Below are 25,536 nucleotides of genomic sequence, written 5' to 3'. Positions count from 1 at the left end.
CAATAATAAAGGATGTCAGCATGGGATTGTTAGATGGGTTACTGGGGAATGCGTCTGAGGTCGATTTACAGGAACTGGCCGAAGAGTTGCGCCCAATTATGGGGATTCAGGAAGAATTAAAACTGGCCTATAAAGTGATCCGCGATCTGTTTGTATTTACCAACAAGCGATTGATTTTAATCGATAAGCAAGGACTGACGGGCAAGAAAACCAGCTATCACTCAGTGCCCTATAAATCCATCACCCATTTCGAAGTGGAAACCACAGGCCATTTCGATATGGATGCCGAGCTTAGGATCTGGATCTCTGGCCAAAGTGATCCTCTGGTCAAAGAGCTGAAACGCGGCACCGATGTGGTGGGGATCCAAAAGACCATAGCGACGTTCGCGCTCTAACTACTAAGAGGTTTGAATAAGATACATGGATGTAAAAACATGGCGTTTTAATAAGCTATTATTTAGCTTTGGTTTTTTAGGGATTATTTCAATTATCCCTTTTGTTTCGAAACTACTCGAAACACATTCTACTCAGTTAGCAATTCCCAGTTTTCTATTGGTTTTACTAACGGTAATACAGTCATCGTTGATGTTAGTACTGATGATGTTTATCGGTTCTGTTTTCTCATCCAAAGTTGGCTTGCATGCACCCGTTATTGCTGCTTATGCAGAGGGAAAGGAGCCCTACAGTATTCTGCAATCGCAGGTGATTCCAGCCGTGATCGGCGGAGTATTAGGGGGACTGTTTGTTTTGGGGTTTATGGCTGTTTTGGTTGGCTATCTACCTGAAGATTTTATTCGTGCAGCAGAGAAACTTACCCCTCCTTGGTATTCGAAAGTTATCTATGGTGGAATAACTGAAGAGATATTAATTCGATGGGGATTAATGTCGTTCATCACTTGGTGTTGCTATCGATTAACCCAAGCAAAAGACTCTGTTATTCAATCTCATAATTATCTATTCGCAATAGTGTTATCTGCTTTTCTGTTCGGAGTTGGTCACTTACCCGTTGCCTTTGCGCTTAGTTCTGAGGTTAATTTAGCCTTAGTTTTGTATATTATTTTTGGTAATGCTGGCTTTGGCTTGATCGCTGGCTACCTGTATTGGAAGCGAGGTTTAGAGTGTGCAATTGGTGCCCATATGATTGCACATTTAGTCATCCTTAGTTTTCTGTAAAACTAGTTAATTTAAACGAATGGTATTTGACTCTGTTGTGTGTTCTATCGGTTCACCATTCATAGTATAGGTTTCGGATAATTCGAGTCGGCCTTGTTTATCGTACTGATTGTGTATCCCCACCCAAAAGTGCTCTTGTCCCCGAAAATGTAAGTTGCCTTCTTCGGCGATTTGACGATTCGGATGATAGCGTTTCATGGCATAGAGTTGGCTATCTGGGTCAAATTTCAAATGGTAACTAAGAATAGGCGCCGACGTTTGTGGCTCCTTAGTATCGTTAGACTTAGCCATTGCCTCGACAATATTATTGTCTTCGACCTTGGTTTCCGCTGCCATCTTTTGTTGCTGCTCGGCGGCATCAAAATAGTGACGGGTTTCATTGAGCTTGCCATCATCACTGAGCCAGGCTTCGCGCTGCAGTTGGCCTTGCGGTGTAAAACGTTGCCAGTGGCCGACATCTTGATAATCGTTATCTATCACTTTCACAAAACCAGACTCGAGTAATTCGCCTTGTTTTGAAAAGGCTTTTGAGCTGAATAGGTTCTCGTCTACGCGAGTGAGCAGCCAACGGATAGCTCCATCCTCATAGTATTCGATGCGAGTATCTGGGTGGCCCGTTTGATAATATTCCCGTTGATTATCCTCAAGGTGATAGCCACAACGGGTGTTGGAGTGGCTCTCAAAGGATTCGAGAATACCTTGCTTGTTATAGGAGGAGCTTTCCTTAAGGTAACCTTGGCCATCGCGGACAAAATATTCAGCAATTGTCTTGATAGTACCGTCTTCATAAAACCAGCGGGCAGTGCCATCGCGATTGCCTTGAGTGTGGGGCAGATACATTTGAATTTGCTGGTTTTCATAGTATTCGATAAAGGGCGCGACGGAGAGGTTACGCTGATATTGGCCCTCGGCTGACAATACGCCGCTTGCATAATAGCTACGGAAAAGGCCTTCTCTTAGACCCTTTTCAAGGTAAATCTCAAGGGAGAGTTGACCATTTTCATGGTACCAAGTGGCAAGACCCTGTTCATGGCCATTTTCAAAGGGGATGCATTGTTCAAGCTGTCCGTTCGGATACCATTTCTCGCTGTTGCCATGGGCAAGGCCATCAACAAAATTGAGTTGATTTGCCAGCACGCCATTGGGGTGCCATTCCTGGCGTAGACCGCAATTTAACCCTTGTGGATTGAGGCGTTCTCGCCAGGCGAGTTGGCCATCTTCGTAATAGGTTTCGAGGCTTTTGCCCGCGGCATCGAGATGGACTTCTTGCTTAAGATTGCCGTTGGTATGGTACCAAAGCTCTTTAACCAACTCCCCCATGTCATAGCTTAATTCGGCCTGTAGCTTGCCATCTTCATAGTAGATATGCTCTGTGCCATGGATTTTTCCCGCCCGCATGGGGCGTATCAGCCACAGGGCGCCTGATTCATAATAGCGAGTTAACTGATTGATATAATTATCTTCGCTATCCTTCTCAGCGGTTTCTTTTATCTGACCATTGGTATAGTAGCGGGTCAGTAACATTCCCTCGGCGTGGCGCTCCTCGACTTGATTGATTTTGCCCTCATTGTCATACCAGGTCTGGCGCCCGAGCTGTTGCTCCTCAATAAAATGCCCTTCGAACTGCAATACACCTAAGGCATTGAATTGGCGAGTGATGCCGTTACGCTCACCAAAGTAATTGCAATCGACGGCCTGAGTGAGGTTGGGGGATTGGGTGACAATTCTCAGTACATTCTGACCTTGCTCAGTCTCAATCTGATGGAATGTCCGTTGCAGTTTGCCAGTGAGACTGCCGAAGTCCTGCATATCGCCTTGTACTCTGTACCCTGCATCGATATAAAAACGGCAGATCACTAATTCCTGCAGGTTTACCAGTGCCACTTGCCAGCGGGCTTGAGTTGTCGCTGCATCAGAATCCAGCACTAGGCTACAGGTCTTATCCTGACCGAGATAAAAATCTTGCACAGGGCCGTGTATCTCGATGCGGTCAAATTGGGTCTCGTGAAAGGTGCAGGATTCATGCTCTCGCTCCCAACCGAGCAGTTCAATCGTTTGCGGGCTGTCGAAGTCGTGGCGGGTAAATTCTTCATGGGTTTCTGAATGAGTGGCTTGCGCCGGAGTTGATTGAATGGCAAGACTAAAATAGGGTTTGAAGGTACTGGATGGGAGCGGAGCGGGATTGGGAGAAGTTTGAAGAGGTATGTCTTGATGGGCGCAGCTTTTTTCTTTGGTATTAAATAATTTAGCTTTAAACGCGCGAAACAACGACATAGGTCAACCTCTCCATATCCATATGATACAACTGTCTTATCTTGTCATCTCATAAGGCTCTTAGCCCTAAGAGCCTTATGATAACGGTTTATACTTTGGTTTCTCAATAGATTATCTTGCACTCAAGCCATGATAAGGATTCAAGATGCTACAAAATTTTTATCAGTCACTCCCCGATGATTTATCACAAGAAGTGTTCGAAACCCTTGCTGGCAATGGCAAGGTGAAGATAGAGCGCATTATCTCGCAAGGCCATTCGACGCCAGTGGGGGAGTGGTACGATCAATCTCAATATGAGTGGGTGATGTTGCTCAAAGGGGAGGCGCAGCTCGAATTCGAAGATGCTCAGTTAGTTACCCTTAAACCTGGGGATTATCTCACCCTAGCGCCGCATCAAAAGCACAGAGTCGCTTCGACCAGTTCAGAGGGCGAAACCTTATGGCTGGCAGTATTTTACGATGCTGAAACGGTATGATGCAAAGACGCTATATCTTAGCAGCTATTTGAGTTGCCATTGCCAGCTCGGCGTATTGAGTAAATCCTGCCCCACGATTTGGGTTTGCCCTAGATTTTTATCCAGCGCCAAAGTATTGCAGTGCTCAAACTGACTCAAGGCATTAATCAAGCGGTTAGCGTGGGACACGACCCAAAGCTGACACACCTCGGAAGCCTTGGCGATAAGCCGAGCTAAAGCGGGCAATAAATCGGGGTGCAAGCTGGTTTCTGGCTCGTTTAATACCATTAGCTCGGGTGGCCTTGGGGTGAGTAATGCGGCAATAAGCAATAAATACCTCAGGGTGCCGTCGGAGAGTTCACTGGCATGCAGTGGCCTTAATAAGCCCTGCTGGTGAAATTCGAGTTGGAGTATCCCGCCCGCTTGGGGCGTGATACGCACCTTGGCTCCCGGAAAAGCATCAGTCACAGCATGATCGAATGCGGCTTTATCGCCAATCTCAAAAATAGTTTGTATGGCAGAGGGAAGATCTCGACCGTCATGGTGCAATACGGGCGTGGCGGTCCCTAGCTGTGGACGACGCGCAGCAGCTTCGGCATCGGTTCGAAAGTGATCGTAAAAGCGCCATGCGCGAATGCTGTCCCTTAGCGTTAATACTTCAGGGCTACGTTCAGGATCGGCAAGTTCGGTAAAAATGCTGTCACCGTTTTGCAGATGGGCGCTCAAGGTGAGCCAACCTTGTCCCTCAGGGCTGCGACTCTTCACCATAGGACCGCGCCGCTCGACCAACACGCTGGCGGAGCGATATTTGGGGCCATTCCAAATCGCTTCGCGTTTAATTTGCGGATCTAATCCAAATAGGGTGGTGGAGTCCGGTTTGGGGAGACCAAGTTCAATCAGATAACTAAAATCTTCGCCCGCAAATCCGAGTTTTAGGCGTTTGGGCGCTTGTCTGACTGTAGCTTCAATTGGCGTATCGCCCGCTAACATGCCCTTGGTGAGATTTTCTGGTCCTGCCCAAAAACAGGAGTCTAAGCCGCCCTCCTGCGCCAAAGCATTAACAACGCCACCCTGCGCTGTTTGAGCGAGTAGTCGCAACGCTTTGTATAAATTGGATTTGCCACTACCGTTAGCGCCGGTCACTAAGTTTAAGCGCCCAAGGGGTAAGACTATCTCCCGCAAGGTACGATAGTTAGAGATGGCTAGGGTGGTCAGCATGACGGTCCGTTTTCTCGAGTAATTTTTCGCAATTTAACCCTGACTGAGTTAGCGCGGGCTTAGATGAGTACCTGATTGAGCACTCTTTGCCAGTTTCCGCCCATAAAGCGGTCGCGATCGGTCGACTTAAAACGGGCCTTAGCTAAGGCATCGTCGATACGGCTCATACGCTCAATATGGTTTAGTTCGGGAATGACCACATGCCTTGGCTCTGCATCAAAACCTAACACTTTTTTAGCCCTTAGGCTGTACCACCATTCCTGATATTCCTTCACGCCCTGGGCATTGTCGTTATTCAGGGCTAACAGATTTTCTTGGCCTCTGAGCGGATAATCATTAGCGATGGCAACACAATCGACCCCGCCGACTCGGGCGACATATTCTAACTGGCGGATATAGTCATCGACAGTTGGAACGGCATTATTGGTGAGCCAAAAGCTCATCATAAAGACCCCGAATACGCCGCCTGAGTCGGCAATGGCACGGATCACTTCATCGGGGCTACAACGGGCATGTTTGACAATACCCCGCGCTGCGCCATGGCTTTGGACTATGGGCGCGCGGCTGAGTTTAGCTACATCTAACGCGGTTTGGGCACTCGAGTGGCTGACATCGACTAAGATATTGGCATGATTGAGTTTTTCAATCAGTGTGCGGCCATGGGCGGTAAGAGGTTTATTGAGCCCGCCATTGGCATCGTTATCGAGGGCGCCGCCCGCAAAGGTATTGCCGTAATGGTGGGTAAGTTGCAGTGCTCGCAGACCTTGACGGTGAAACTCATCGACACGGGCCCATTGGTTAGCCTCGCTGTCTTCTTCAACGCAATCTGCGCCTTGGATTTGGAAGAAAACCGCAGTGCGATTGCTCTCCCGCGCCAATTGGATATCGCGTCCAGTTAAGCCTTGCAGGAGAATGTCAGGGTGTTCGCTGACGCGTTTCGCGGCTTGCTGGATGCTTTCCATACAGGCTTTGTAAGTGCGTTTGTAGTTTAAGGTGCCGTCGGCTTGTTCAATGGTTTCGATGGCAGAGATATCACATAAAAAGGCATCGAGCCCCGATGCGGGAACATCGGCTAAATCATCGGGCAGAAAGGATAAACCATCGATATATAAGCGCCGAGAGCGCGGCGCAGCAAGGCTGGAGAAACTGGCAAAGGGGCAAAGTAGCGTGGCGGCGCCAATCCCTTTTAACAGCGTTCGACGATCTTGATTAACAGCCTTCATGGGCGTGCGCTCTCCTTCAGATGAAGCTAATTTTTACTTCTTTATACCCTGTTAAGGCGTAGAAGTCTTTGATTAAATCCCTCTTTTACCTATTTAACCCGCAGATTGATTTAGGGTTTTACCGCATCAACCATCGCCTTAGCTAAGGCATGTAAGCCATTGGTGCGCGAGGGGCTTAATTGGCCCTCTAGCCCTAATTGTTTGAAATAGGCGGAAGGGTCGAAGGCGAGTATCTCGTCGCTCAGTTTGCCGTGACAGGCACTCAATAGTAAACCGATTAACCCCTTCACTATGCGTGCATCACTATCGGCCAGAAAATAATGCTTAGCGTCTCGCTCTAGATGGTACAGCCAGGCATCGCTCTCGCAGCCTTTGACTTGGGCAGACTCAAGGCGAAATTCATCCGCTAAACTCGGTAAGGTTTTACCTAATAACATGATTTGGCGATATCTTTCCTGCCAGTTCGGCGCTTGCTCAAAACGGGCTAACAGGCTTGATGTCTCCTCAACGGAGTAATCAAACTCGGTGGCAGCGGGCATGATTGGCAATGTCATGGCGAAAATGTCCTCTTCTTAAGCGTGTTGCCTGATGGCGCAATGATGTTAGCCCTTAGCGAGCGGATTAGAGTAGCAAGTCTTTGACTGAGGCTAAGGCGGCAATAAAGCGGTCGATATCGGCTTTATTGGTGTAGATACCAATCGATGCTCGGCAACAACCCTTCAGGTTAAGGCTTTGCATCAAGGGCATGGCGCAGTGATGGCCACAGCGCACGGCAACGCCTTGTTGGTCTAATAAAATCCCGACATCTTGATGATGTTCATCGCCCAGATTAAAGGCAACCGCACCGAGATTATCACTATGGGCAGCATAGAGATGCACATCTCCGAGGGCGCGAAGCTGCTGCTGTAAATACTGCAGCAGTTCAGCCTCGTGGGCCTGAACCTCAGGCGTGAGGTGTTGTTGCAAAAAACGGATAGCGGCGCCTAGGCCGATGACTTCACTGATGGGTGGGGTACCCGCTTCTAAGCGATTGGGTAGGCTGCCAAATTCGGTGCCATCGAAACTCACTCGTTTAATCATCTCGCCGCCCGTTAACAGTGGCGTGAGCGTATCTAACTTATCGAAGCGGCCATAAAGCACACCAATGCCAGTCGGGCCATACATCTTATGGCCTGAAAAGACGTAAAAATCACAATCGATAGCGGCCATATCTAAGCTTAAGTGTGCAACCGCCTGCGCCCCATCGACTAAAGTGATCGCCCCCTGCGCCTTGGCTTGTTGCACTAACTCGACAACAGGATTCACTGTGCCTAAGGCGTTCGACACATGGCAAAGGGTGACTACTTTGGGCTTGAGGGCGAGCAGCGCTTGATAGGCATGGCGATCGAGCCTGCCATCCCGATCGAGAGAGATAGGTTTAATGATGGCGCCCGTGCGTTTTGCCAATTCTTGCCACGGCACTATGTTGGCGTGGTGGGCGGCGGTATCGATCAAAATCAGATCGCCCGCAGCTATCTGTGGCGTTAAGCCATAGGCAACTAGATTGATCGACTCTGTGGTGCCGTGGGTGAAGATGATTTCTTCGCGGCGCTTAGCATTAATAAACCCTTTTAACTCATCGCGGACTTTCTCGTAGCTAGAGGTCGCGCGCGCCGATAACTGGTGCGCCGCACGGTGCACATTGGCATTGTCGTTCAGGTAATACTGCGCCATGGCATCTAACACGGATTGCGGCTTTTGGCTGGTGGCCGCGGTATCGAGATAACACAGGGGATAGTCGCCCAACATTTGCGAGAGGGTAGGAAATTGCGAGCGGATTTGGCTATGGCTATCGGGCAATGTTGTGTCGGTCGAGGCTGAGTGTGTCATCTGGGGCTTAACGCAATAAAAAGGCTTTTGGATCTTCGGTTATCTCTCACCTGAATGCAAGTTTTCATCGGTTGCGGGCGTGTGGTTTGCAAGGGGACGCTAGGGTCTGTAAGGGATTGACACTCAGTTGCCTACTTGGATTAGGTGAATCGGGTATGCTAAAGGTTTTATTTTTCGTTTATAAGCGCTTAGCCTAAGCGGCAAAGCGTAAAACTCCAACTATGCTAAATACAGACAAAGGGATCCTTGGTAGTTGGAGTTCAAAGCTTATGCTTGGTTTTTTAAAAGATTTACGGATCAAATATAAGATGGGCAGCCTTATCGGCATCATGCTGCTACTCATGCTGTTATTAGCGGCTTTTAGCCTACTAAAGATGAAGCGGGTAACGGATGAAATCCACACTATTACCGCCGAAAACCTCCCCCTAGTGAAGTTATCGAGTGAGGTCACTATTTTGCAGCTCGAGAGTTCGATTAGCCTTGAAAAGGCTTTTCGCGCTTCAGAGATCCCAGTCTCAGCCCAAGAGCGATTAATTGAAGGCTTTATTGGTGAAGTGATTCAACATAAAGAGCGAATTAACGGCGAGTTACTCTCCACACAGACCATGCTAAATGAGGCGTTAACCCTCCCTCAACCGCCTGAACTACGTGATAAAACCCAACAATTGATCCAAGAAGTCACCGACATTATTCGCGTTTATCGTGACTATGATGCTCAGCTAGCGACTGTGGTGAATGCGATACAGCAACATACTCAGGCCACGGCGTTGGTGCAGCAGGTGAGCGACCTTGAGCGAACTCAATCCCAATTCAACACCCAGCTCAGCCAATTTGCGCAGCGTTTAGAGCAAATGACCCAAACCGCGGTATCCATCACTGAGGATGAGGAGAAAAGCGCGATTTACGGCCTGATGGTGATTTCGTCGGTCGCCCTCATCTTGGGATTAGGCATCGGCATGTTATTTAGTCAATACATAGTGCGGTCTATTACGCGCTTGCGTAATGCCGCCGCCATGATGGAGTCGGGTAACTTTAGCCGAGTGCTGCAAGCAGAATCTAAGGATGAGCTTGGCGAGTTAACCTTGAGCATGAATCAAATGGCCTTGACCCTGAGCCAAACCGTCGGGCATGTGATTGGGCGCAGCGAAGAAATCGCCTCTATGGTGACAGAGCTCAATGCGGTGGCAGAAAATAATCGCAGGGCAATACTCAGCCAACAGGAAGATACTGACCAAGTCGCCGCCTCGATGACACAAATGGCGGCGACCATTACCGAGGTTGCCAGCAGCGCCGAGACGGCATCCTTTTCGGCGGGCCAAGCGGAAGGCCGAGCTAAGGATAGCTGCGCCGTTGTGGAGGCCAGCGAGCGGATCACTCAGCAACTGGTGGAGAGTGCCCAGCAATCGAGCCAACTTATCCAGCAGCTCCAGGCCAGCACAGGCAAAATTTTAAACTTTGTTTCCGTGGTGGATGCCATTGCGGGGCAGACAAATTTACTGGCGTTAAACGCCTCCATTGAGGCGGCTAGGGCGGGCGATCAGGGACGGGGCTTTGCCGTCGTTGCTGACGAGGTGCGCGCCCTCGCGACGCGCAGCCAAACCGCCACCCAGGAAATTAGTCAGCTTATTCAAACCTTAGTGCTTGATGCCCAATCTGCAGTCGACTCATTTGGTAAAAATGAGCAACAAATCAATGAGTCATCGCTCCAAGTTAAGCAAATTAAACAAAACTTGTTTGAGATCTTAGATGCCTTAACTCAGCTCTCACAGGCCAATGCTCAAGTCGCCACCGCCAGTGAGGAGCAGGCGGTCACCGCCGAAGATATCAGCGAGCGCTTAAATACCATTCGTGACTCGGGAGAATCCGTGCTTAATAGCGCATTTGAAACGGCGAAGGCCAGCGAATCCCTCTCGCAGCAGGCCAACACTCTACGCGAAGCCATGCAGCAATTTAAGGTGCGTGAAGCCTAACAACTCTAAGATTGTAGATAAGTTAGTTCTCAAACAAAGATGCCCAGCACTCAGTGCTGGGCATCTTTTTTACGCATCTTGTTACGGGGCTTTTTAGCTCGAAATCGATTTAGGATTTTACGCGATTAGGGCGGTTATCTGGTCGATGCGAGGGCTTTTTGTGCTCACCGCTGGCGGGATTGGCCGTTTGCTGAGCGCGGCCTTGGCGGCGTGAGTCAGAATGTTGTTTCTCGCTGCGAGCCTGTGGACTAAGTTGTTGCGCCGCTGAATGAGGCTGGCCTTTGGCTTTATGTTCGCTATTAGCCGGGCCTTTGCCGCGCGGAGGACGTTTATCCTGTGGTTTGGGCGTGCGGCCAGCTTCGGTACTTGAGTGCGTATTTTTATGCTCAGCGTTTTTTGCCGCTTGAGGACGCTTATGCTGGCCTTGATTATTGCGCTGGCCTTGGTTTGGATTTGAGTTCTTTTGCTGCGTAGCGCCGTCGCTGCTGTCTGGCGTTTTACGACCATCGCGGCCTGTACCGGCTCTTGGCGAGGGTTTACCCGCGCTGCGATGCTTACGTTGGCTCGCCACGGCTTTGATTTTGTTCTCTTTACCATGGGCATTTAGTGTCGATTCGGGGAGCGCATGCACAGGGCTGAAGCCTTCAAGCTCCTGCCTTTCAAGCACGCGATTGATCAAACGCTCGATGTCCCTGAGCAGCTTAGTTTCTTCGCTACTGACTAAGGATACGGCTTGGCCTAAGGCGCCAGCACGGCCGGTGCGGCCAATGCGGTGTACGTAATCCTCGGGGACATTGGGCAGATCGAAGTTCACTACTTGTGGTAATTGGTCGATATCGAGCCCGCGCGCCGCAATATCGGTCGCCACTAGCACGCGCACTTCGCCACTCTTAAAGTCGGCTAAGGCTTTGGTGCGTGCGCCTTGGCTCTTATTGCCGTGGATAGCGGCGGCGCTGATCTCGGCTTGAATAAGACTCTTAGCCAGTCTGTTGGCGCCGTGTTTAGTGCGTGAAAACACTAAGACTTGCTGCCAGTTTTCCTGCTTGATGAGCTGAATTAGCAGCGCTGATTTTTGATTCTTATCGACGGGGCAAATCCATTGTTTGACTGTGTTTGCCGCGGCGTTGCGTGGCGTAACTGAAATTTCTACTGGTTGATTCACTAGGCCTTTGGCCAGCTCGCGGATTTCATCGGAGAAGGTCGCCGAAAACATCAGGTTTTGTCGTTTAGCGGGCAACATGGCGAGGATCTTTTTGATATCGCGGATAAAACCCATGTCGAGCATGCGATCCGCTTCATCCAGCACTAAGACTTCGAGTTGATTAAACTTCACCGCTTTTTGCTGCTCAAGATCTAATAATCGTCCAGGTGTGGCGACCAGTACATCTACCCCGTGGCGTAGCTTTTGAATTTGGGGATTAATTGGCACGCCACCAAAGACGACCGCTGAGCGCAATGGCAGATATTTACCATAGGTTTCAACGCTTTCGCTTACTTGAGCCGCTAACTCGCGCGTGGGGGTTAGCACTAGGGCGCGGATTTGTCCCGCCTTGGCTTTATTGCCTTTAGAGAGTAATTCGAGCAACGGCAGGGTAAAGCCTGCGGTTTTTCCTGTCCCCGTTTGGGCCGCAGCCATCACGTCTTTACCCGTCAGTACGGCGGGAATCGCCTGTGCTTGAATAGGAGAGGGTGTGTCATAACCTTGTTCAGTCACGGCTTTTTGGATCGGTGCAGATAAACCTAGGGAGGAAAAACTCATTAATGGGTCTCTTGTGGCAGCAAAGTGTCGCAGCAGTAGTATGGCCGAATTGGCGGGCGTGCAGCTTACATGAAGAGGCGCTAGATCGCCATGTTTGAAAGTGGTTTGTTGTCTATCTGGCGCAAAAGCCGATTCAGGAGTGGCTAATTTATCGACCTATCAGTATCTTGTTCAGTATTTAGGGAAAGATCACGCTTGTGTTAATTTCATTGCTTCTAAGTAATCTAACTTGGGGTAAAATTAACAAGCATCCTCAATAGGTTGCAAAGACGTTAGTCATCAATCGGATTCGTAAAGATAACTGGGAAATTTTCCCTTTGTAGCTTGAATTCAGCAGCATTGAATTCTTAGGATGAGTCCTCTTAGGCATATTGACGCTCCATGGCAGGTGGATTATGACAGCAATACAGCATATTGAACGCCTCGCACGTGGTCGAAGTGAACAGGCCGTGGCGGTTATTCGAAACGTGCAGCAGATGTCCAACATTCCCATGCAGGAGATGCAAGCGGCGCTGAAGCAATTGTTACACTGTGGCCGAGTCGCACTGCATTTTCATCCCGACAGAATCGATAGCCGCGGTATCACAGTGGCCGAAGGATTATTGCGTGATGGTCAATACCGCAGCCAATTCGAAACCCATATCTCCAACGGACAGTTATCCCCCGAATTAGGTGGGCCAAGGGATCATTGGGAAAATCAACTCTTTGGCGATGCTTACAAGGGGACTAAGTCTCGGCCTAAGTATGGCGCCTTGGATTTAGGCATGTGGCAGGATGGCCCTGCCCCGCGTTTTGGCAGCTGTTATTTGCTGACCCATTCGCAGTTACTCACGCGCTCGACGTTCACTTATTTAGATTCCTACCGTAACCCGAAGGAAAAGGGCACTTTATCCTGCTTTGATGATGTATTAGCGGCACTGCTCACCGAGAGTTTTGAGCGCCACTATGCCTTGGGGAAAGTAGATTTTAAACCGCTCAATGTGATCCAATATTTGGCGCATCAACTGAACTCCTCCCTGCTGTCGCGCTTTGAACGGCCGATGTCGAACAATCTCGACCATTATATTGAAGCGCAGATCCACGGTGATGTGTCCCTCGATGAAGACATTGCCATGCTGGTGGCAGATCCTAGTTTTAAAGGGACTGAAATCGGTGCCACCTTGAGCAAGCTCTGTGATCGCTATGATATCGAGCTGCAATATCATAATGGTTTTAGTCTGCACACGGCGCAGATCCCCAGTGATTTCCGTGGACCGACTATGCCATCTTTGGCGAGTCGAATTGCTATCGACGAGCGTGTCGATGCCTATGCCATTGGCGTGGCGGCGCGGGATTTATACCATTCGCCACAGCATTGGCGCGATCGGGGGAACCGCGCTCAGGTGGCACACGAGCTCAAGCTGCTCTGGCATGTGTTAGTCAAATACGGCGCTCAGCAATAATTAAGGCCGATTGATTAAGCTGGCGGCAAGCGTTGGCTCAGGGTTCCCGCACTTTGGGAATTTATTGATCTTTATCTCATTTTTGTGAATAGGCTAACAAAAGCTTCCGCTAAGGTTTCATCTACCTTGGATGCCTGCGATACTGCGTCCCTATCGAACCTTTTCAACACTTGCAAGCCCCTCGGGGTCACTCAGTGTTTAGCCTATTTCTACAACCTACTGCTTTGCTAGTTTCCGTTGGAGCACCATGGATAAGTCGTTAGAAAAGTCCCTTCTCGTTTGGCTCAAGTCGCAAAAAAAAGCCTGTGGCTGGTTTGTTAAGCTCTCCGTATGGTGTGGAATGTTAAGTGCTATTGCATTGATAGCACAGGCTTATCTGATAGCCACACTCCTCGATGGCGTCATTGTTGGCAATGCCTTGCTGGCATTTACTGATGGCGCGAATAGCACACCAATCCAGCCTGCTGTGGGGGCAATCGATTATCTGCCACATTTTATGGCCTTGATTGGCTTAATGTTGCTGCGAGCAATACTCGCCTATGGCCGCGAGCGCGCCAGTTTTGAAGCGGGTAAGCGCTTACGCCAACAAATCCGCGCTGCGGTAATGGATAAGTTAACTCGGCTTGGCCCCGCGTTTATTAAAGGTAAACCCGCAGGCAGTTGGGCGAGCATAGTGTTAGAGCAAGTTGAAGATTTACAAGATTTTTATGCCCGTTATTTACCGCAAATGACGCTTGCTGGCGTGATCCCCTTATTGATCCTCATCGCCGTGTTTCCCATCAACTGGGCGGCGGGGCTGATTTTGCTGTTAACCGCGCCCCTTATCCCGCTGTTTATGATCCTTGTCGGTATGGGTGCTGCTGATGCCAATCGTAAAAATTTCAATGCGTTAGCCAGATTAAGTGGCCACTTTATGGATAGATTAAAAGGGCTCGCGACCTTAAAGCTATTCAATCGAGGCGATGCTGAGCTGAAGGTGATTGAAAAGGCATCGGAGGAGTTTCGCAGCCGTACTATGTCTGTGCTGCGCATGGCCTTTTTAAGCTCGGCGGTACTGGAGTTTTTTGCCGCGGTGTCGATTGCTGTATTAGCGGTTTACTTTGGTTTTAGTTACTTAGGTCACCTCGATTTTGGCTACTATGGCGCGCACGCTCAAATTGGGCCTAATACCAATGAAGGTTTACCTTTTAGCCTGTTTGTCGGTTTGTTTATCCTTATTTTAGCGCCGGAGTTTTATCAGCCGTTAAGGGATATGGGCACTCACTACCATGCTAAAGCGCAGGCGATTGGCGCAGCCCAAGCATTGATGACACTGCTGGAACATCCTGAGCCAGATTCTTCGCAGGACAAGCTCGGGCAGCAAACGCGACTCGATAAGCTGACTCACCTTAGCGTAAAAGATCTAGAAGTCTTTAGTACCGATGGCAGCCGTTTACTCGGCCCCATCAGTTTTGAGTTGAAACAGGGGGAACATTTAGCCTTAGTTGGCCCAAGTGGTGCAGGCAAAACCAGTTTACTCAACGCGCTATTAGGATTTTTACCCTATCAAGGCAAGTTACTGATTAATGGTGTTGAGCTCTCCAGCATTGATCTTGCCTATTGGCGGCGCCAATTAGCGTGGCTTGGACAAGAGCCACAGTTATTCCATGGCACAGTGCGGGAAAACGTAGCCCTAGCCAATCCTAATATTACAGACGAGCAGGTGTGGCAATTGCTGGAGCAGGCCAATATCCATGAGTTTGTCCGCAGCCAACCCCTTGGTTTAGCCACGCCAATAGGCGAGCAGTCATCGACCTTATCGGTCGGGCAGGCGCAACGTATTGCGCTTGCGCGGGCATTGGGACAGGCGGCGCAGGTCTTTATTCTCGATGAACCGACGGCGAGTTTAGACAGTGTCAGCGAACAACTCGTTAGCCGCACCTTAAAAGCAGCGATGGCGGGCAAGATGGGCATTATGGTAACCCACAGAGTCGATCAGCTGGACCATATGTCGTCGATCCTAGTGCTCGATAAAGGCGAGATAGTCCAGCGGGGGGATTTTGCGACACTGTCTACTGAGGTAGGGTTATTCCAAACCATGTTGCATGAAAATACTGAGTCAGTAGCCGATATTGGGCTGGAATCACCCATGCCCGATACCCACAGCGATCTCGCGTTAGGGACAACCGAGGGAGCCACACAATGAAAATTCTCCTGCCCTTTATTCGATTGTTCTCCCACCAATGGTTAATGATGGCCGTTGGACTTATGCTCACCTTAACCACACTCATGGCGGGGATTGGTTTATTGTCGCTGTCGGGCTGGTTTTTATCGGCGACGGCGGTGGCGGGATTAACGGTTATCGGCTCCCAATCCTTTAACTTTTTTACCCCCGCGGGTGGCGTGCGTTTCCTTTCTATCGCGCGAACTGCCAGTCGTTACGGGGAGCGTCTCGCGACCCATGAGGCGACCTTTAAATTACTGACTGAGCTCAGAGTTTGGGCGTGGCGAAAACTCTTCCCACTCAGTGCTAAAAATCTGCAGGGTCTGCGCCGCGCGGATATGCTCAACCGCCTCGTGGCGGATATAGATACGCTCGACCATCTGTATTTACGATTGTTGACGCCGATGGCGGCTTCCTTGCTGATGACGGCGTTGTTATACCTGTTCCTCGCATGGTTTGATGCCAAGCTGGCCTTAAGTTTATGCCTGTTTTTAGTGGTGGTTTGGCTGCTGCTACCACTGCTGTTTTATCGGCTTGGGCATGAGCCAAGTCGCAATATGCTGGAGACCAAACGCCAATATCGGGTACAGTTGCTTGAGATGCTGCAGGGCCAAGCTGAGCTGAGTTTATTTGGTGCGAACGCCAGATACAGACACAAGCTCGATGAGGCAGAACAGGCGTTATTTGCCAGCCAAGGTGCGATGGCGAATATCACCGCCTTGAGCCAAGCCATGCTGATCCTGGCGACAGGCTCGGCACTCATCATGATGCTATTTTTAGCCGCCAATGGCGTGGGCGATACCGTACCTCCCGGCCCGATGTTCGCCTTGATGGTGTTTGCCACTATGGCCTGCGTCGAAATGATGATGCCAATCGCGGGCGCTTTCCAACATTTGTCGGGCTGCGTGCTGGCGGCGACACGAATTCACGAAATCACCGAGCAGGAAAGCGATATTCGTTTTAGCGAAGATTCAACGCTCAAGGCGACATCGGGCGGGCTGCAGATGACGGATATCTATTTTGGCTATCACGACAATCAGAGCGTTCTGCAGGGCTTATCCTTAACGGTAGAGCCTGGGCAAAAGGTGGCATTATTGGGCGCCACGGGCTGCGGTAAATCCAGTTTATTGTCCTTAATCACCCGTGAATGGCAGGCGCAGCGTGGTCAAATTTGCCTAGATGGTCAGCCGCTGACGAACTATAGCGAGGCCGCATTAAGATCGGCGATGACTGTTGTGAGTCAGCGGATTTACCTGTACGCGGGCACGCTGCGGGAGAACCTTTCTATTGCCTTGCCTGTGCCAGAAGGGCAAAAGCGTACCGCCAATGACGAGCGTTTTATCCAAGTATTACAGCAGGTAGGTTTAGGCGAATTACTTAAAGGCGACAAGCCTCTCGATATGTGGATTGGTGAGGGCGGCCGGCAGTTATCGGGCGGTGAGCAGCGCCGTATCGGCGTGGCAAGGGCATTACTGCGTGATGCGCCTTTATTACTGTTAGATGAGCCAACCGAGGGCTTAGATAAGCGCACCGAGCGGGAGATCTTAAGTTTACTGCTTGAATTTGCAAAGGATAAAACCCTGCTAATGATCAGCCATCGATTAACGGCGATGGCCAAGATGGACCAAATTCACCTCCTCGCCGAAGGGCAAATTGTGGCATCGGGCAACCATGAGCAGTTACTTCAAACTTGCCCCGCCTATCAGGCGCTCTATCGTCGCTTAGCTTGAGTCTGGATGTCGAATGGGTGAGAAATACGCGCAGCAGGAGTGCAGCCTTTATATGAGTAATTCAATGCCAGCAGACATTGCATCAAAAGAATTGGCAGCAAAAGAATTCGCTCCGCAAATTAACACCCATTTTAACGGTAAGTTTGAGGTAGAGCTTAAGTATCGTCTCACGGACCGTGAGGCCTTTTGGGCGCGTTTAAGTGCCAAATCCCCCGAGGTGATGCTCGAGAATAATCTTGAGCATGACTGCTATTTTGATTCACCAACAGCATCCTTAGCGGCTGAGCATAAAAGCCTGTGTATGCGCGAGATGCAGCCCTCTGGCATCATGCTGTGGATTGTGAAAGGGCCCGAGAAAGACCGCTGTGAGGCGGTCAATATCACGGATGCCAACAAGGCCAAAAGTATGCTGCGGACTTTAGGCTATCAATGTGTGCTTGAGATTAAAAAACGCCGCAGCGTGTATTTTCTTGGGGAATTTCACTTAACGCTTGATTGGCTCGAAGGTTTAGGTGACTTTGCCGAGCTTGCTATTATGACTAATGATGAAGCTAAGCTGCCAATCTATGAGGCGCAGCTCCTCGCTTTAGCCGCAGAGCTTGGGCTAGAGGAATCTCAGCGGGAGTTGTTATCTTACAGACAGTTACAGATGGCTATACAAGGATAAGCGAGGCATCCCAAGTCCATTTGGGGATGAATCGACAAAGACGCGGCGGCTTATCTTCCTAAGCGCTGCGAAAAGGCTAAGTAACGTTTGACCTCTTCTTCGGGGAATCGCAATTCTTCACCGTCTTTCACACTGCTGAGCAGGTTTTCCCGCGCATAGCGTTTGATCGTTGCCGGACTCTTATCCAGCAACTTGCATACTTCATCCACAGTTAACAGATTATCACTCATGGCTCACTCCCATTATTGATTGGTGATTAACCCAATGAGTATAGAACAAGAATCAGACTGCGCTTTGGCTGGCGCAGTCTTGGGTTGGCTGGCGACTACTTGGATTGGCGCTGGTTTTCTCGCGCCTGATATTCGCTGCCTAAATGTGCCTTGGCGGCAGTAATGGCTATTACGGCGCGGGATTTAAATTCGCGGCGATAGAGGGTGACCACCACAAACAGGCTAGCCAAAATAAACAGTATCGGGTGCACAAACCAGCAGAGCACGGCCATCGAAAAGTAGTAAGCCCGCAGGCCATAGTTATAGGAGTGCGCGGCTTGGTCTTGCACCGTTGCCATTTGCCGCGCGTAGGCTTTGAGGTTGTCGTTGGCGCCTTCGCTATCCATTGGGCCTGCGCCTATCATCACGTTCACAAAGCCGTATTGGCGCATTGACCAGGTAAATTGGAAAAACGCCATTACGAAGATCACCACTAATAGCGCCAATTTCACTTGGACTAAGGAGTGGTTCGGCGGCGTAGCATAGGGAATCGTAGCAATCACGGCTTCGAGGCGCTCAACCTGGGCAAATAAGGTTAATACCCCCGCGAGCACGAACAGCGTGGTCGAGGCAAAAAAGGCAATATTACGCTCAAGGTTCGCTAATAACGCCGCATCGCCTACGCGCACGCCTCGGGTCATCAGCTCGAGCATCCAGTAAATTCGATGTTTATGCAGGCCACGGGCAATACAGTCGGTATCCTTCGCCTTACGTCGGGCAAAAGCGGTATAGCCAGCCCAAGAAACGATAAACCACGTTAATGCAGAAATATCTAATAGCGAGAATGTCATAGTTGCCTTGAGAAAGTGACTTTGAAAAAATAAAAATCGGTTGATTGAATGGCGATTATGAAGGCTTTTATCTCTTAGGCGCAATCCCCTCATATCGCTTTCAAATCTCACCTAGTCACAATTTGAAGCCGCTCACATTGGCTTTGAAACCTCTTGCTTGGCGAGACTCAGTTTTGAGGAAATTCTTGTCAGGTAAGTGAGTGAGAAAAATGCGTTGGGGTTGTGTCACAAATCTCGAATCATGGCCTTTCGGCCGAGGTGAATCAAAGTCGTGGGGCTTCACCCCACACCCGACCAAAAGGGGAAAAACGCCTGTTCCCCTTTTGGAAATCCCCCGGCGTCCCTAGCGAAGTTACATGCATTGATGAGTGGCTTCGTGCTTATTCGAAAATAGCTAACGCTTCCGATGGGGCGTCCCTTCCCCCCGAAAGCTACGCAGACGTCCTGTCTGCGTCACGCGATTTTCTTCAACGCCCTTCAGCAACTTCGCAGGGGAAGGTGAACTCCTGACGCAATTGTGCGAGCTATTAATCCCCGAAGATCTGTGCCTATCCTGTCTTTTAAGAATTATTGTATCCATATAGATAAATCCATTGTATCGCCAATTTTCCTTCGGTAATTTGCGTGCGCTATAGCAATTCCAACACTAGTTAACTCAAACTTATTGAAAGGTGACTTGCCCCAAGTCTCGAAGATTCTTTCCATTTCCGGGATTGCATCTGTCAGCATCTTCTTTACTTCATTTGCAGGTTTTGTTGAAGATTCGAAAAGCTGTTTTAGTTTTTGCTTTGTCTCATCCTCAAGACCATTTTCGCTGGCAATATTCTCAAGTGTTTCGTCATCCAGCACACCGATTTGCAGTTTTTCATTATCATGAAAGCACCGAATTATTAAGCCTTGCAGGTTTATTCTTTCGCCAACTTTCTCTTTTAGTTCTTCTTCACTAAATCCATTCGAGAAAAATGCTTTATAAGTTGTTCTTAAATTTCCTTCAAGCTGCCCATAATTACCTGCTCGAACATGACCGCAACCAAGGTATTCAGCGTGAGTATAATCCGAATGTTTATCGGATAGGTTTTCAATAAAAGGGACTATTCTTCTTCTAAAATGAGCCAGCAACCCTTCATAGTTCAGTACATCGAGTCTTCGAGTGCTGATCAATAGAAAGTTGAGTGTTAAAGTATCAAATTGCTCTAGAGTTAATTTAGGTGCGATACCCAAGGATTCATCTAATACGATTTGAACCATATTTCTTTTTGGGGCTGCAGCTCTGTCAACAAGAATATCGACCAAAAGATCGCCCAATTCTTTATCGCCACTAATTGCATACTGTTTTTGAACGGTAAACAAAGCATCTTGCAATGCAGGTGTTTCAAACTGCTCAAGTGATTCGGGGTGGCGTTTGCTTAGTTGAGCAATTACTTTTTCAGTTACTTCCTCTGCCCGCTCTTGTGCGATGATTGCTGCTTCTTGCTTTAGTTCAATGAAATTGGCTTTGAATACGTCGTTTGCAATTTCTTTTGCATCTGAATATGAAATACCCTGATTGACAATGACCTGTTGACCTTGAAGGTTTGTTGAATTATCTCCAGCATTTTGTTTTTGATCTGATTTATTAATCATTTTTCTGAGTAAATTCAACATTTTTGCCTGCTTGTATATTAAGAGAATTGGCACCTGATTTTTGAGTTTGGGTTATTCCAGAGGATTTCTTCTTTTTAAAGAATGCAATCATTCCACCTAACACAGCGATACCAGCTCCACTAAATACCCATTGATAATGGTCAACTAATAATTTCCATATGTCGTTCAAGTTTAAATCCTTATGTTGAGCTGAGTAATTCTAACGTCTTAGTATTTATGCAATGCGTTGCTTGCATGGCATTAATCGTTTCTTGGACTTGGCCACTGCCACATCCATGTCAATTGATATAAATGATGCTATAGGAATTTGCTTTTTTGCGGTAGCGGTTTTTTATACAGTTTAGTCGGTAATTACTTGATATCGTTTTGGCTTTTTCATTCTTATACGCTCACGTCTTAATGATGGGAAAGGCACCACTCTCTTGTTATTAGCTGCTAACACCGAAGCAACAGAATACGCCTCCCCTCGGAGTTGCCGCAGGGCGAATAGACAAATTGCGTGAGTTCGGTTATGGATGACCGACTAGCTTTCGCAGGTGCAGGGACGCATCCTTCGGAAGCGATAGCAAATTTGGCAATGAGCACAAGGGGCTTTCAACTCCGTTGGGGCGTCTTGGAGCATCCAAGGAGGATAGGACGAGCAGTCCTCCTTGGTCGGGTGTGGGGGAAGCCCCACGACTTTGATTAATGAATTAAAAAAGGCCAGACAATGTCTGGCCTTAACTTTACGGAATAGTCGTGAGCAAGCTTAAGCGTCGCTATCACCCAGTGACAACAGGGTCGCGTTACCACCGATAGCAGTGATGTTATTAGTGCGAGTCTTTTCAGTCACGAAGCGAGTTAAGTAGTGTGGGCCGCCGGCTTTAGGACCTGTGCCCGACAGACCTTGGCCGCCGAAAGGCTGTACGCCAACGACTGCGCCGATTTGGTTACGGTTGATGTACACGTTACCTACGTTAACCTTGTCAGCTACTTCGAGGGCATGGCCTTCGTTGCGGCTGTGGATGCCTAAGGTTAAGCCAAAGCCTGTGCTGTTGATTTCATCGATCACATGGGCAAGTTCAGATGCCTTGTAACGGATCACGTGCAGGATTGGACCAAAGTGTTCTTTTTCAAGCACTTTGATTGAGTCGATTTCAACGGCCGTTGGCGACACAAAGTGGCCATTCTCGGTACCCGCTGGCAGAGACATTTGCTTGATCAACTTACCCACTTGCTTGATGTGGTCGATATGGGCGTCAAGATTAGCCTTCGCGGTCGCATCGATAACTGGGCCTACGTCGGTTTTCACTGAACTTGGGTTGCCAATCACTAACTCATCCATTGCACCTTGGAGTACATCGATAACGCGGTCGGCAATATCTTCCTGTAGGAAAAGTACACGCAGCGCCGAGCAGCGTTGACCCGCACTGGTAAAGGATGAAGACACTACATCGTTAACCACTTGTTCTGGCTGAGAAGTAGAGTCAACCACCATAGCGTTTTGACCACCGGTTTCGGCGATTAACGGAATAATTGCGCCTTCACGGTTTGCCAGTGTGCGGTTGATGAGTTTGGCTGTGCCAGTTGAACCGGTAAAACATACGCCGCCGATGCGCTCATCAGCCGTCAGTGCGTTACCTACGGTAGCGCCAGTGCCTGGTAGATATTGCAGCACGTCTGTTGGAATACCCGCTTGGTGTGCAAGCTGCACCGCGCGGTAACCAATGATAGAAGTCTGCTCAGCAGGTTTAGCAACGACAGTGTTACCTGCAGCGAGGGCTGCCGAAACTTGGCCTAAGAAGATCGCTAATGGGAAGTTCCATGGGCTGATACAGACGAACACACCGCGACCTTGGAGGAAGAGTTCGTTTAACTCACCCGTTGGGCCTGGGAGCAGTTCAGGTTTTGACATCAGCTTCTTAGCTTGCACCGCGTAGTAGCGGCAGAAGTCTACGGCTTCACGCACTTCGTCGATACCGTCTTGAATGCTCTTGCCCGCTTCACGGGTACACAGAGCAATCAGTTCTTCGCGGTTTTCTTCTAACAGATCCGCAAGCTTTTGCAGGGCAGAGGCGCGCACTTCAACCGGAGTACGAGTCCAAGTTGCAAACGCCGCATCGGCAGAGGCGACAGCTTGTTCGATAGCCGCTTTGTCGGCAAAGGCCACTTGACCCACGGTTTGGGTGGTATCGAATGGGCTGACCACGGTTTTGTGCTCGCCAGTTAAGGTTTGACCATTAACCAGAGGGCCCGCTTGCCACTGCGTCGATTTGAATTTGTCTAAGGCCGCGAAGAATGGCTCTGCTTCTGAAATGATGTTCATATTGAGTCCCTTGGAATTTTTGCGATCGCTACCGAAGATGTCGGTAGGTAAAACGATTTTGTTGTTAGCCAGGGTTTTGTAGCCTGTCAGGGTTTTCAGTGGGTGAACCACTAAAGACTCGATAGGGGTTTTCGGGTCGACCAGCTTGTGTACGAACGAGGTGTTTGCACCGTTTTCCAGCAGGCGACGCACTAAGTAGGGCAGCAGATCCTTATGGGCACCGATTGGAGCGTAGATACGTACCGCTTTCGCGCCAGCTTCCGACAGAATAGTGTCGTACAGCTCTTGTCCCATGCCGTGCAGGCGTTGGAATTCGTGGTTACGATCGCCCGCCATATCGGAAATTGCGGCAACGGTTTGCGCGTTGTGGCTGGCAAATTGTGGGTAAATCGCGCCGCGGGTGGCGTCAGATAACAGGTAACGCGCACAGGCTAAGTAAGAAACGTCGGTACCAGCTTTACGAGTGTAGAGTGGGTATGCGGCTTCGCCAGCTTGCTGTGCCCATTTCAGCTCGCTATCCCAGTAAGCGCCTTTCACTAAGCGAACGGGGATTTCGTCGCCTTGCTCTTTCGCTAGGCGGGTTAACCATACCAGCACCGGCAGAGCGCGCTTAGAGTAAGCTTGCACCACGATACCGAGTAAGCCCCAACCCTTAGTAGCGTCAGCATTAAACAGTTTTTGGAACAGTTTTAATGACAGTTCGAGGCGGTCAACTTCTTCGGCGTCGATAGAAATACCGATATTTAAACCACGGGCTAACTTAATCAGGCGAATAACTGTGTCATATAGCTCGGTCAGTACACGGTCTTCGTTAGCGACTTCGTAACGTGGGTGCAGTGCCGACAGCTTGATAGAAATAGTTGGGCGTGGTGATTCGTTTTCGTTATAGCTTTGCGCGCCTAACTCGGTAATCGCATTGGCATAATCGTTAAAGTATTTTTCGGCATCTTTACGCGTCAGCGCGGCTTCACCCAGCATATCGTAGGAGTGGGTGTAACCTAATTTACGCTTGTCTTCGCTGTTCTTGAGCGCTTCTTTCATGGTGCGGCCGAGAACGAACTGCTTACCCATGATCTTCATCGCCGCCATCATGGCTTGGCGGATCACAGGCTCACCTAGACGATTCACTAAACGGCTTAACAGATTGCTTGGCGTACCATCGATTTTTTTATCGAGTTTGACGATTTTGCCAGTGAGCATCAGGCCCCAAGTTGAGGCGTTAACCAGTACCGAATCGCTCTTGCTTAAGTGTTCATCCCATTTCGCGCCTGAGAGTTTATCTTCAATCAAGGCGTCGGCGGTGGCCGCATCGGGAATACGCAGCAGGGCTTCGGCTAAACACATCAGGATAATCCCTTCCTGTGTTTCTAGGCTGTATTGCTGCAGGAAGGCATCGATGCCAACCATTAAACCTTTCTTATCGAATTGACGAACTTTGTTGACCAGTTCGTGGGCACGACGAGTGACGCGCTCGATGGCTTCATCACTGGAGGGCACTAGTTTGATTAGCTCTGACAAGTATTGTTCTTCATCGACAATGTAGTTGTCGGTGACGGCTTTGAACAGTTCGTCGAGATTGGCAGAATCGTAGCGGCCTGCCAGCACTTCACTCGCTTTGAACATAGTAATCGCTTCCATCTTGGCCAGTTGTTTTGGGCTCTATTGTTGAAACAAAAATGGGGGGCGCGAAACGCATTTGATATTTTGTATACAATATGAAGCTTTGCGCGCGCAGATTATACAACCAAAATGTGACGGACAACACTATAGCGTGAAAGAATGTGAAGATTGTTTGATTAGCTTGTTACGCGCCAGATGTAACGCTCAATTGACAAAAAAGCCAGTGTTTGAAAACACTGGCTTTTGATTTTACTTTCAGCGGATTCGCGTAAAAATTTACATCCAACGCTTTTTATTACGGCGTTGCGGTCTTGGTAGATACACCAAAATCACCCCGACCACTAAACCGGCTGCGGCGATCAGTCCACCTTCACGCCATAGGGCAAATTGCGCTTCCTGAGCGCTGCGATCCACGGCGACTTTCAAACTATCACGCTCTTGGGTAGTTTTGCTGAGCATAGTTTCGGCTTCGGTCAGCTTGGCTTTAAGCTCGGCCACTTCATCGGCATGGTTATCGGTTGAGCTCATCACTTCGTCCAGTTTAGCTTTGGCTTCAGCCAGTTCACTGGTGAGTGACGATACTTGCTCGCGAAAACTGGGTGCCGAGCTAATCATGTTAGTCGGTATCCAACCTTCACGGCCCTTGTGGTCGACAATTTTGGAGTAATCGCCTTGGGTTTCGCCTAATAAGGTAATTGGTTGACCCGCTTCAATTGAGCCTAAGATACGGTAGTCTGTACTCGGACCATTGAGAATATAAAGAAACACGTTGTCCGAGATATAGCGGGGTTGGCCTTCGGCCAGCAGGTTGGGGGAGAGTAACATCATTCCCACCAGAGTCAGCATTCTTAACACTTTTGTATTCTCATCAACGAAATAGTGACCACATGCTAGGGATTTGAGGCCTGCAATGCAAGAGGGAAGT

20 protein-coding genes are annotated in these 25,536 nt (G+C 49.2%); 8 read left to right on the top strand and 12 right to left on the bottom strand.

Annotated features, from left to right (window positions below; translation table 11 throughout):
- Positions 1-20: 20 nt before the first annotated feature.
- Positions 21-395, top strand: coding sequence for a PH domain-containing protein (locus tag ACUZ8J_RS17010; RefSeq protein WP_011623880.1), 375 nt, complete (start codon positions 21-23; stop codon positions 393-395).
- A 25-nt stretch (positions 396-420) separates the two neighbouring features.
- Positions 421-1,173, top strand: coding sequence for a CPBP family glutamic-type intramembrane protease (locus ACUZ8J_RS17005; RefSeq protein WP_446694445.1), 753 nt, complete (start codon positions 421-423; stop codon positions 1,171-1,173).
- A 6-nt stretch (positions 1,174-1,179) separates the two neighbouring features.
- Here ACUZ8J_RS17005 and ACUZ8J_RS17000 read toward each other — a convergent pair whose 3' ends face one another.
- Entirely contained in the window at positions 1,180-3,447 is a 2,268-nt protein-coding gene (locus ACUZ8J_RS17000; RefSeq protein WP_446694444.1) for a toxin-antitoxin system YwqK family antitoxin, read from the bottom strand.
- A 145-nt stretch (positions 3,448-3,592) separates the two neighbouring features.
- Between ACUZ8J_RS17000 and ACUZ8J_RS16995 the strand changes: the two genes are divergently transcribed.
- Entirely contained in the window at positions 3,593-3,922 is a 330-nt protein-coding gene (locus tag ACUZ8J_RS16995) for a cupin domain-containing protein (protein WP_374915672.1), read from the top strand.
- Positions 3,923-3,946: 24 nt separating this feature from the next.
- Here ACUZ8J_RS16995 and ACUZ8J_RS16990 read toward each other — a convergent pair whose 3' ends face one another.
- The 4 genes from ACUZ8J_RS16990 to ACUZ8J_RS16975 all read right to left on the bottom strand — a co-directional run bounded on the left by ACUZ8J_RS16990 (position 3,947) and on the right by ACUZ8J_RS16975 (position 8,211).
- Positions 3,947-5,119 (bottom strand): AAA family ATPase, encoded by a 1,173-nt coding sequence (locus ACUZ8J_RS16990; protein ID WP_446694443.1) that lies wholly within the window; start codon positions 5,117-5,119, stop codon positions 3,947-3,949.
- Positions 5,120-5,178: 59 nt separating this feature from the next.
- Entirely contained in the window at positions 5,179-6,342 is a 1,164-nt protein-coding gene (locus ACUZ8J_RS16985; RefSeq protein ID WP_446694442.1) for a membrane dipeptidase, read from the bottom strand.
- Positions 6,343-6,452: 110 nt separating this feature from the next.
- Positions 6,453-6,896, bottom strand: a complete 444-nt coding sequence (locus ACUZ8J_RS16980; protein WP_446694441.1) for a SufE family protein — start codon at positions 6,894-6,896, stop codon at positions 6,453-6,455.
- Between the two features lie 67 nt (positions 6,897-6,963).
- Positions 6,964-8,211: a cysteine desulfurase gene (locus tag ACUZ8J_RS16975; RefSeq protein WP_446694440.1), complete on the bottom strand. Its 1,248-nt coding sequence runs from the start codon at positions 8,209-8,211 to the stop codon at positions 6,964-6,966.
- 269 nt (positions 8,212-8,480) lie between these two features.
- Here ACUZ8J_RS16975 and ACUZ8J_RS16970 point away from each other — a divergent pair, with 269 nt between their 5' ends.
- Positions 8,481-10,181: a methyl-accepting chemotaxis protein gene (locus ACUZ8J_RS16970; protein ID WP_089068401.1), complete on the top strand. Its 1,701-nt coding sequence runs from the start codon at positions 8,481-8,483 to the stop codon at positions 10,179-10,181.
- 109 nt (positions 10,182-10,290) lie between these two features.
- Here the strand turns inward: ACUZ8J_RS16970 and ACUZ8J_RS16965 are convergent, their stop codons facing one another.
- On the bottom strand, positions 10,291-11,940 hold the full coding sequence (locus tag ACUZ8J_RS16965; protein ID WP_446694439.1) for a DEAD/DEAH box helicase: 1,650 nt from the start codon (positions 11,938-11,940) through the stop codon (positions 10,291-10,293).
- Positions 11,941-12,335: 395 nt separating this feature from the next.
- Between ACUZ8J_RS16965 and ACUZ8J_RS16960 the strand changes: the two genes are divergently transcribed.
- The 4 genes from ACUZ8J_RS16960 (at position 12,336) to cyaB (ending at position 17,982) form a co-directional block, all read left to right on the top strand.
- On the top strand, positions 12,336-13,382 hold the full coding sequence (locus ACUZ8J_RS16960; RefSeq protein ID WP_011625297.1) for a DUF3626 domain-containing protein: 1,047 nt from the start codon (positions 12,336-12,338) through the stop codon (positions 13,380-13,382).
- Between the two features lie 247 nt (positions 13,383-13,629).
- Entirely contained in the window at positions 13,630-15,567 is a 1,938-nt protein-coding gene (cydD, locus tag ACUZ8J_RS16955; protein WP_446694438.1) for a heme ABC transporter permease/ATP-binding protein CydD, read from the top strand.
- Complete coding sequence (cydC, locus tag ACUZ8J_RS16950; RefSeq protein WP_446694437.1) at positions 15,564-17,315, top strand: heme ABC transporter ATP-binding protein/permease CydC; 1,752 nt, start codon at positions 15,564-15,566, stop codon at positions 17,313-17,315. Before cydD ends, cydC begins: the two co-directional genes overlap by 4 nt.
- Before the next feature lie 52 nt (positions 17,316-17,367).
- Positions 17,368-17,982, top strand: a complete 615-nt coding sequence (cyaB, locus tag ACUZ8J_RS16945; protein ID WP_446694436.1) for a class IV adenylate cyclase — start codon at positions 17,368-17,370, stop codon at positions 17,980-17,982.
- A gap of 50 nt (positions 17,983-18,032) precedes the next feature.
- On the opposite strand, the gene ACUZ8J_RS16940 is transcribed toward cyaB, so the two are convergent.
- From ACUZ8J_RS16940 to ACUZ8J_RS16915, 6 genes are all read right to left on the bottom strand, one after another.
- Positions 18,033-18,212, bottom strand: a complete 180-nt coding sequence (locus tag ACUZ8J_RS16940) for a helix-turn-helix domain-containing protein (RefSeq protein WP_011623867.1) — start codon at positions 18,210-18,212, stop codon at positions 18,033-18,035.
- Positions 18,213-18,307: 95 nt separating this feature from the next.
- Positions 18,308-19,042 (bottom strand): DUF599 domain-containing protein, encoded by a 735-nt coding sequence (locus tag ACUZ8J_RS16935; RefSeq protein WP_011623866.1) that lies wholly within the window; start codon positions 19,040-19,042, stop codon positions 18,308-18,310.
- 567 nt (positions 19,043-19,609) lie between these two features.
- Positions 19,610-20,686 carry an LPO_1073/Vpar_1526 family protein gene (locus ACUZ8J_RS16930; RefSeq protein WP_219930418.1) on the bottom strand — a complete coding sequence of 359 codons (1,077 nt, stop codon included), beginning with the start codon at positions 20,684-20,686 and terminating at the stop codon, positions 19,610-19,612.
- Positions 20,658-20,855 (bottom strand): hypothetical protein, encoded by a 198-nt coding sequence (locus tag ACUZ8J_RS16925; RefSeq protein ID WP_109286970.1) that lies wholly within the window; start codon positions 20,853-20,855, stop codon positions 20,658-20,660. The genes ACUZ8J_RS16930 and ACUZ8J_RS16925 overlap by 29 nt, the downstream gene beginning before the upstream one ends.
- Before the next feature lie 579 nt (positions 20,856-21,434).
- Entirely contained in the window at positions 21,435-24,629 is a 3,195-nt protein-coding gene (putA, locus tag ACUZ8J_RS16920; RefSeq protein WP_011715966.1) for a bifunctional proline dehydrogenase/L-glutamate gamma-semialdehyde dehydrogenase PutA, read from the bottom strand.
- A gap of 258 nt (positions 24,630-24,887) precedes the next feature.
- Complete coding sequence (locus tag ACUZ8J_RS16915; protein WP_164717988.1) at positions 24,888-25,436, bottom strand: TIGR04211 family SH3 domain-containing protein; 549 nt, start codon at positions 25,434-25,436, stop codon at positions 24,888-24,890.
- Positions 25,437-25,536: the final 100 nt, after the last annotated feature.

The organism is Shewanella sp. Koi 1, assembly GCF_052907445.1.
The sequence above is the reverse complement of the archived record's forward strand: the minus strand, read 5'-3'. Positions and strand labels throughout refer to the sequence as shown.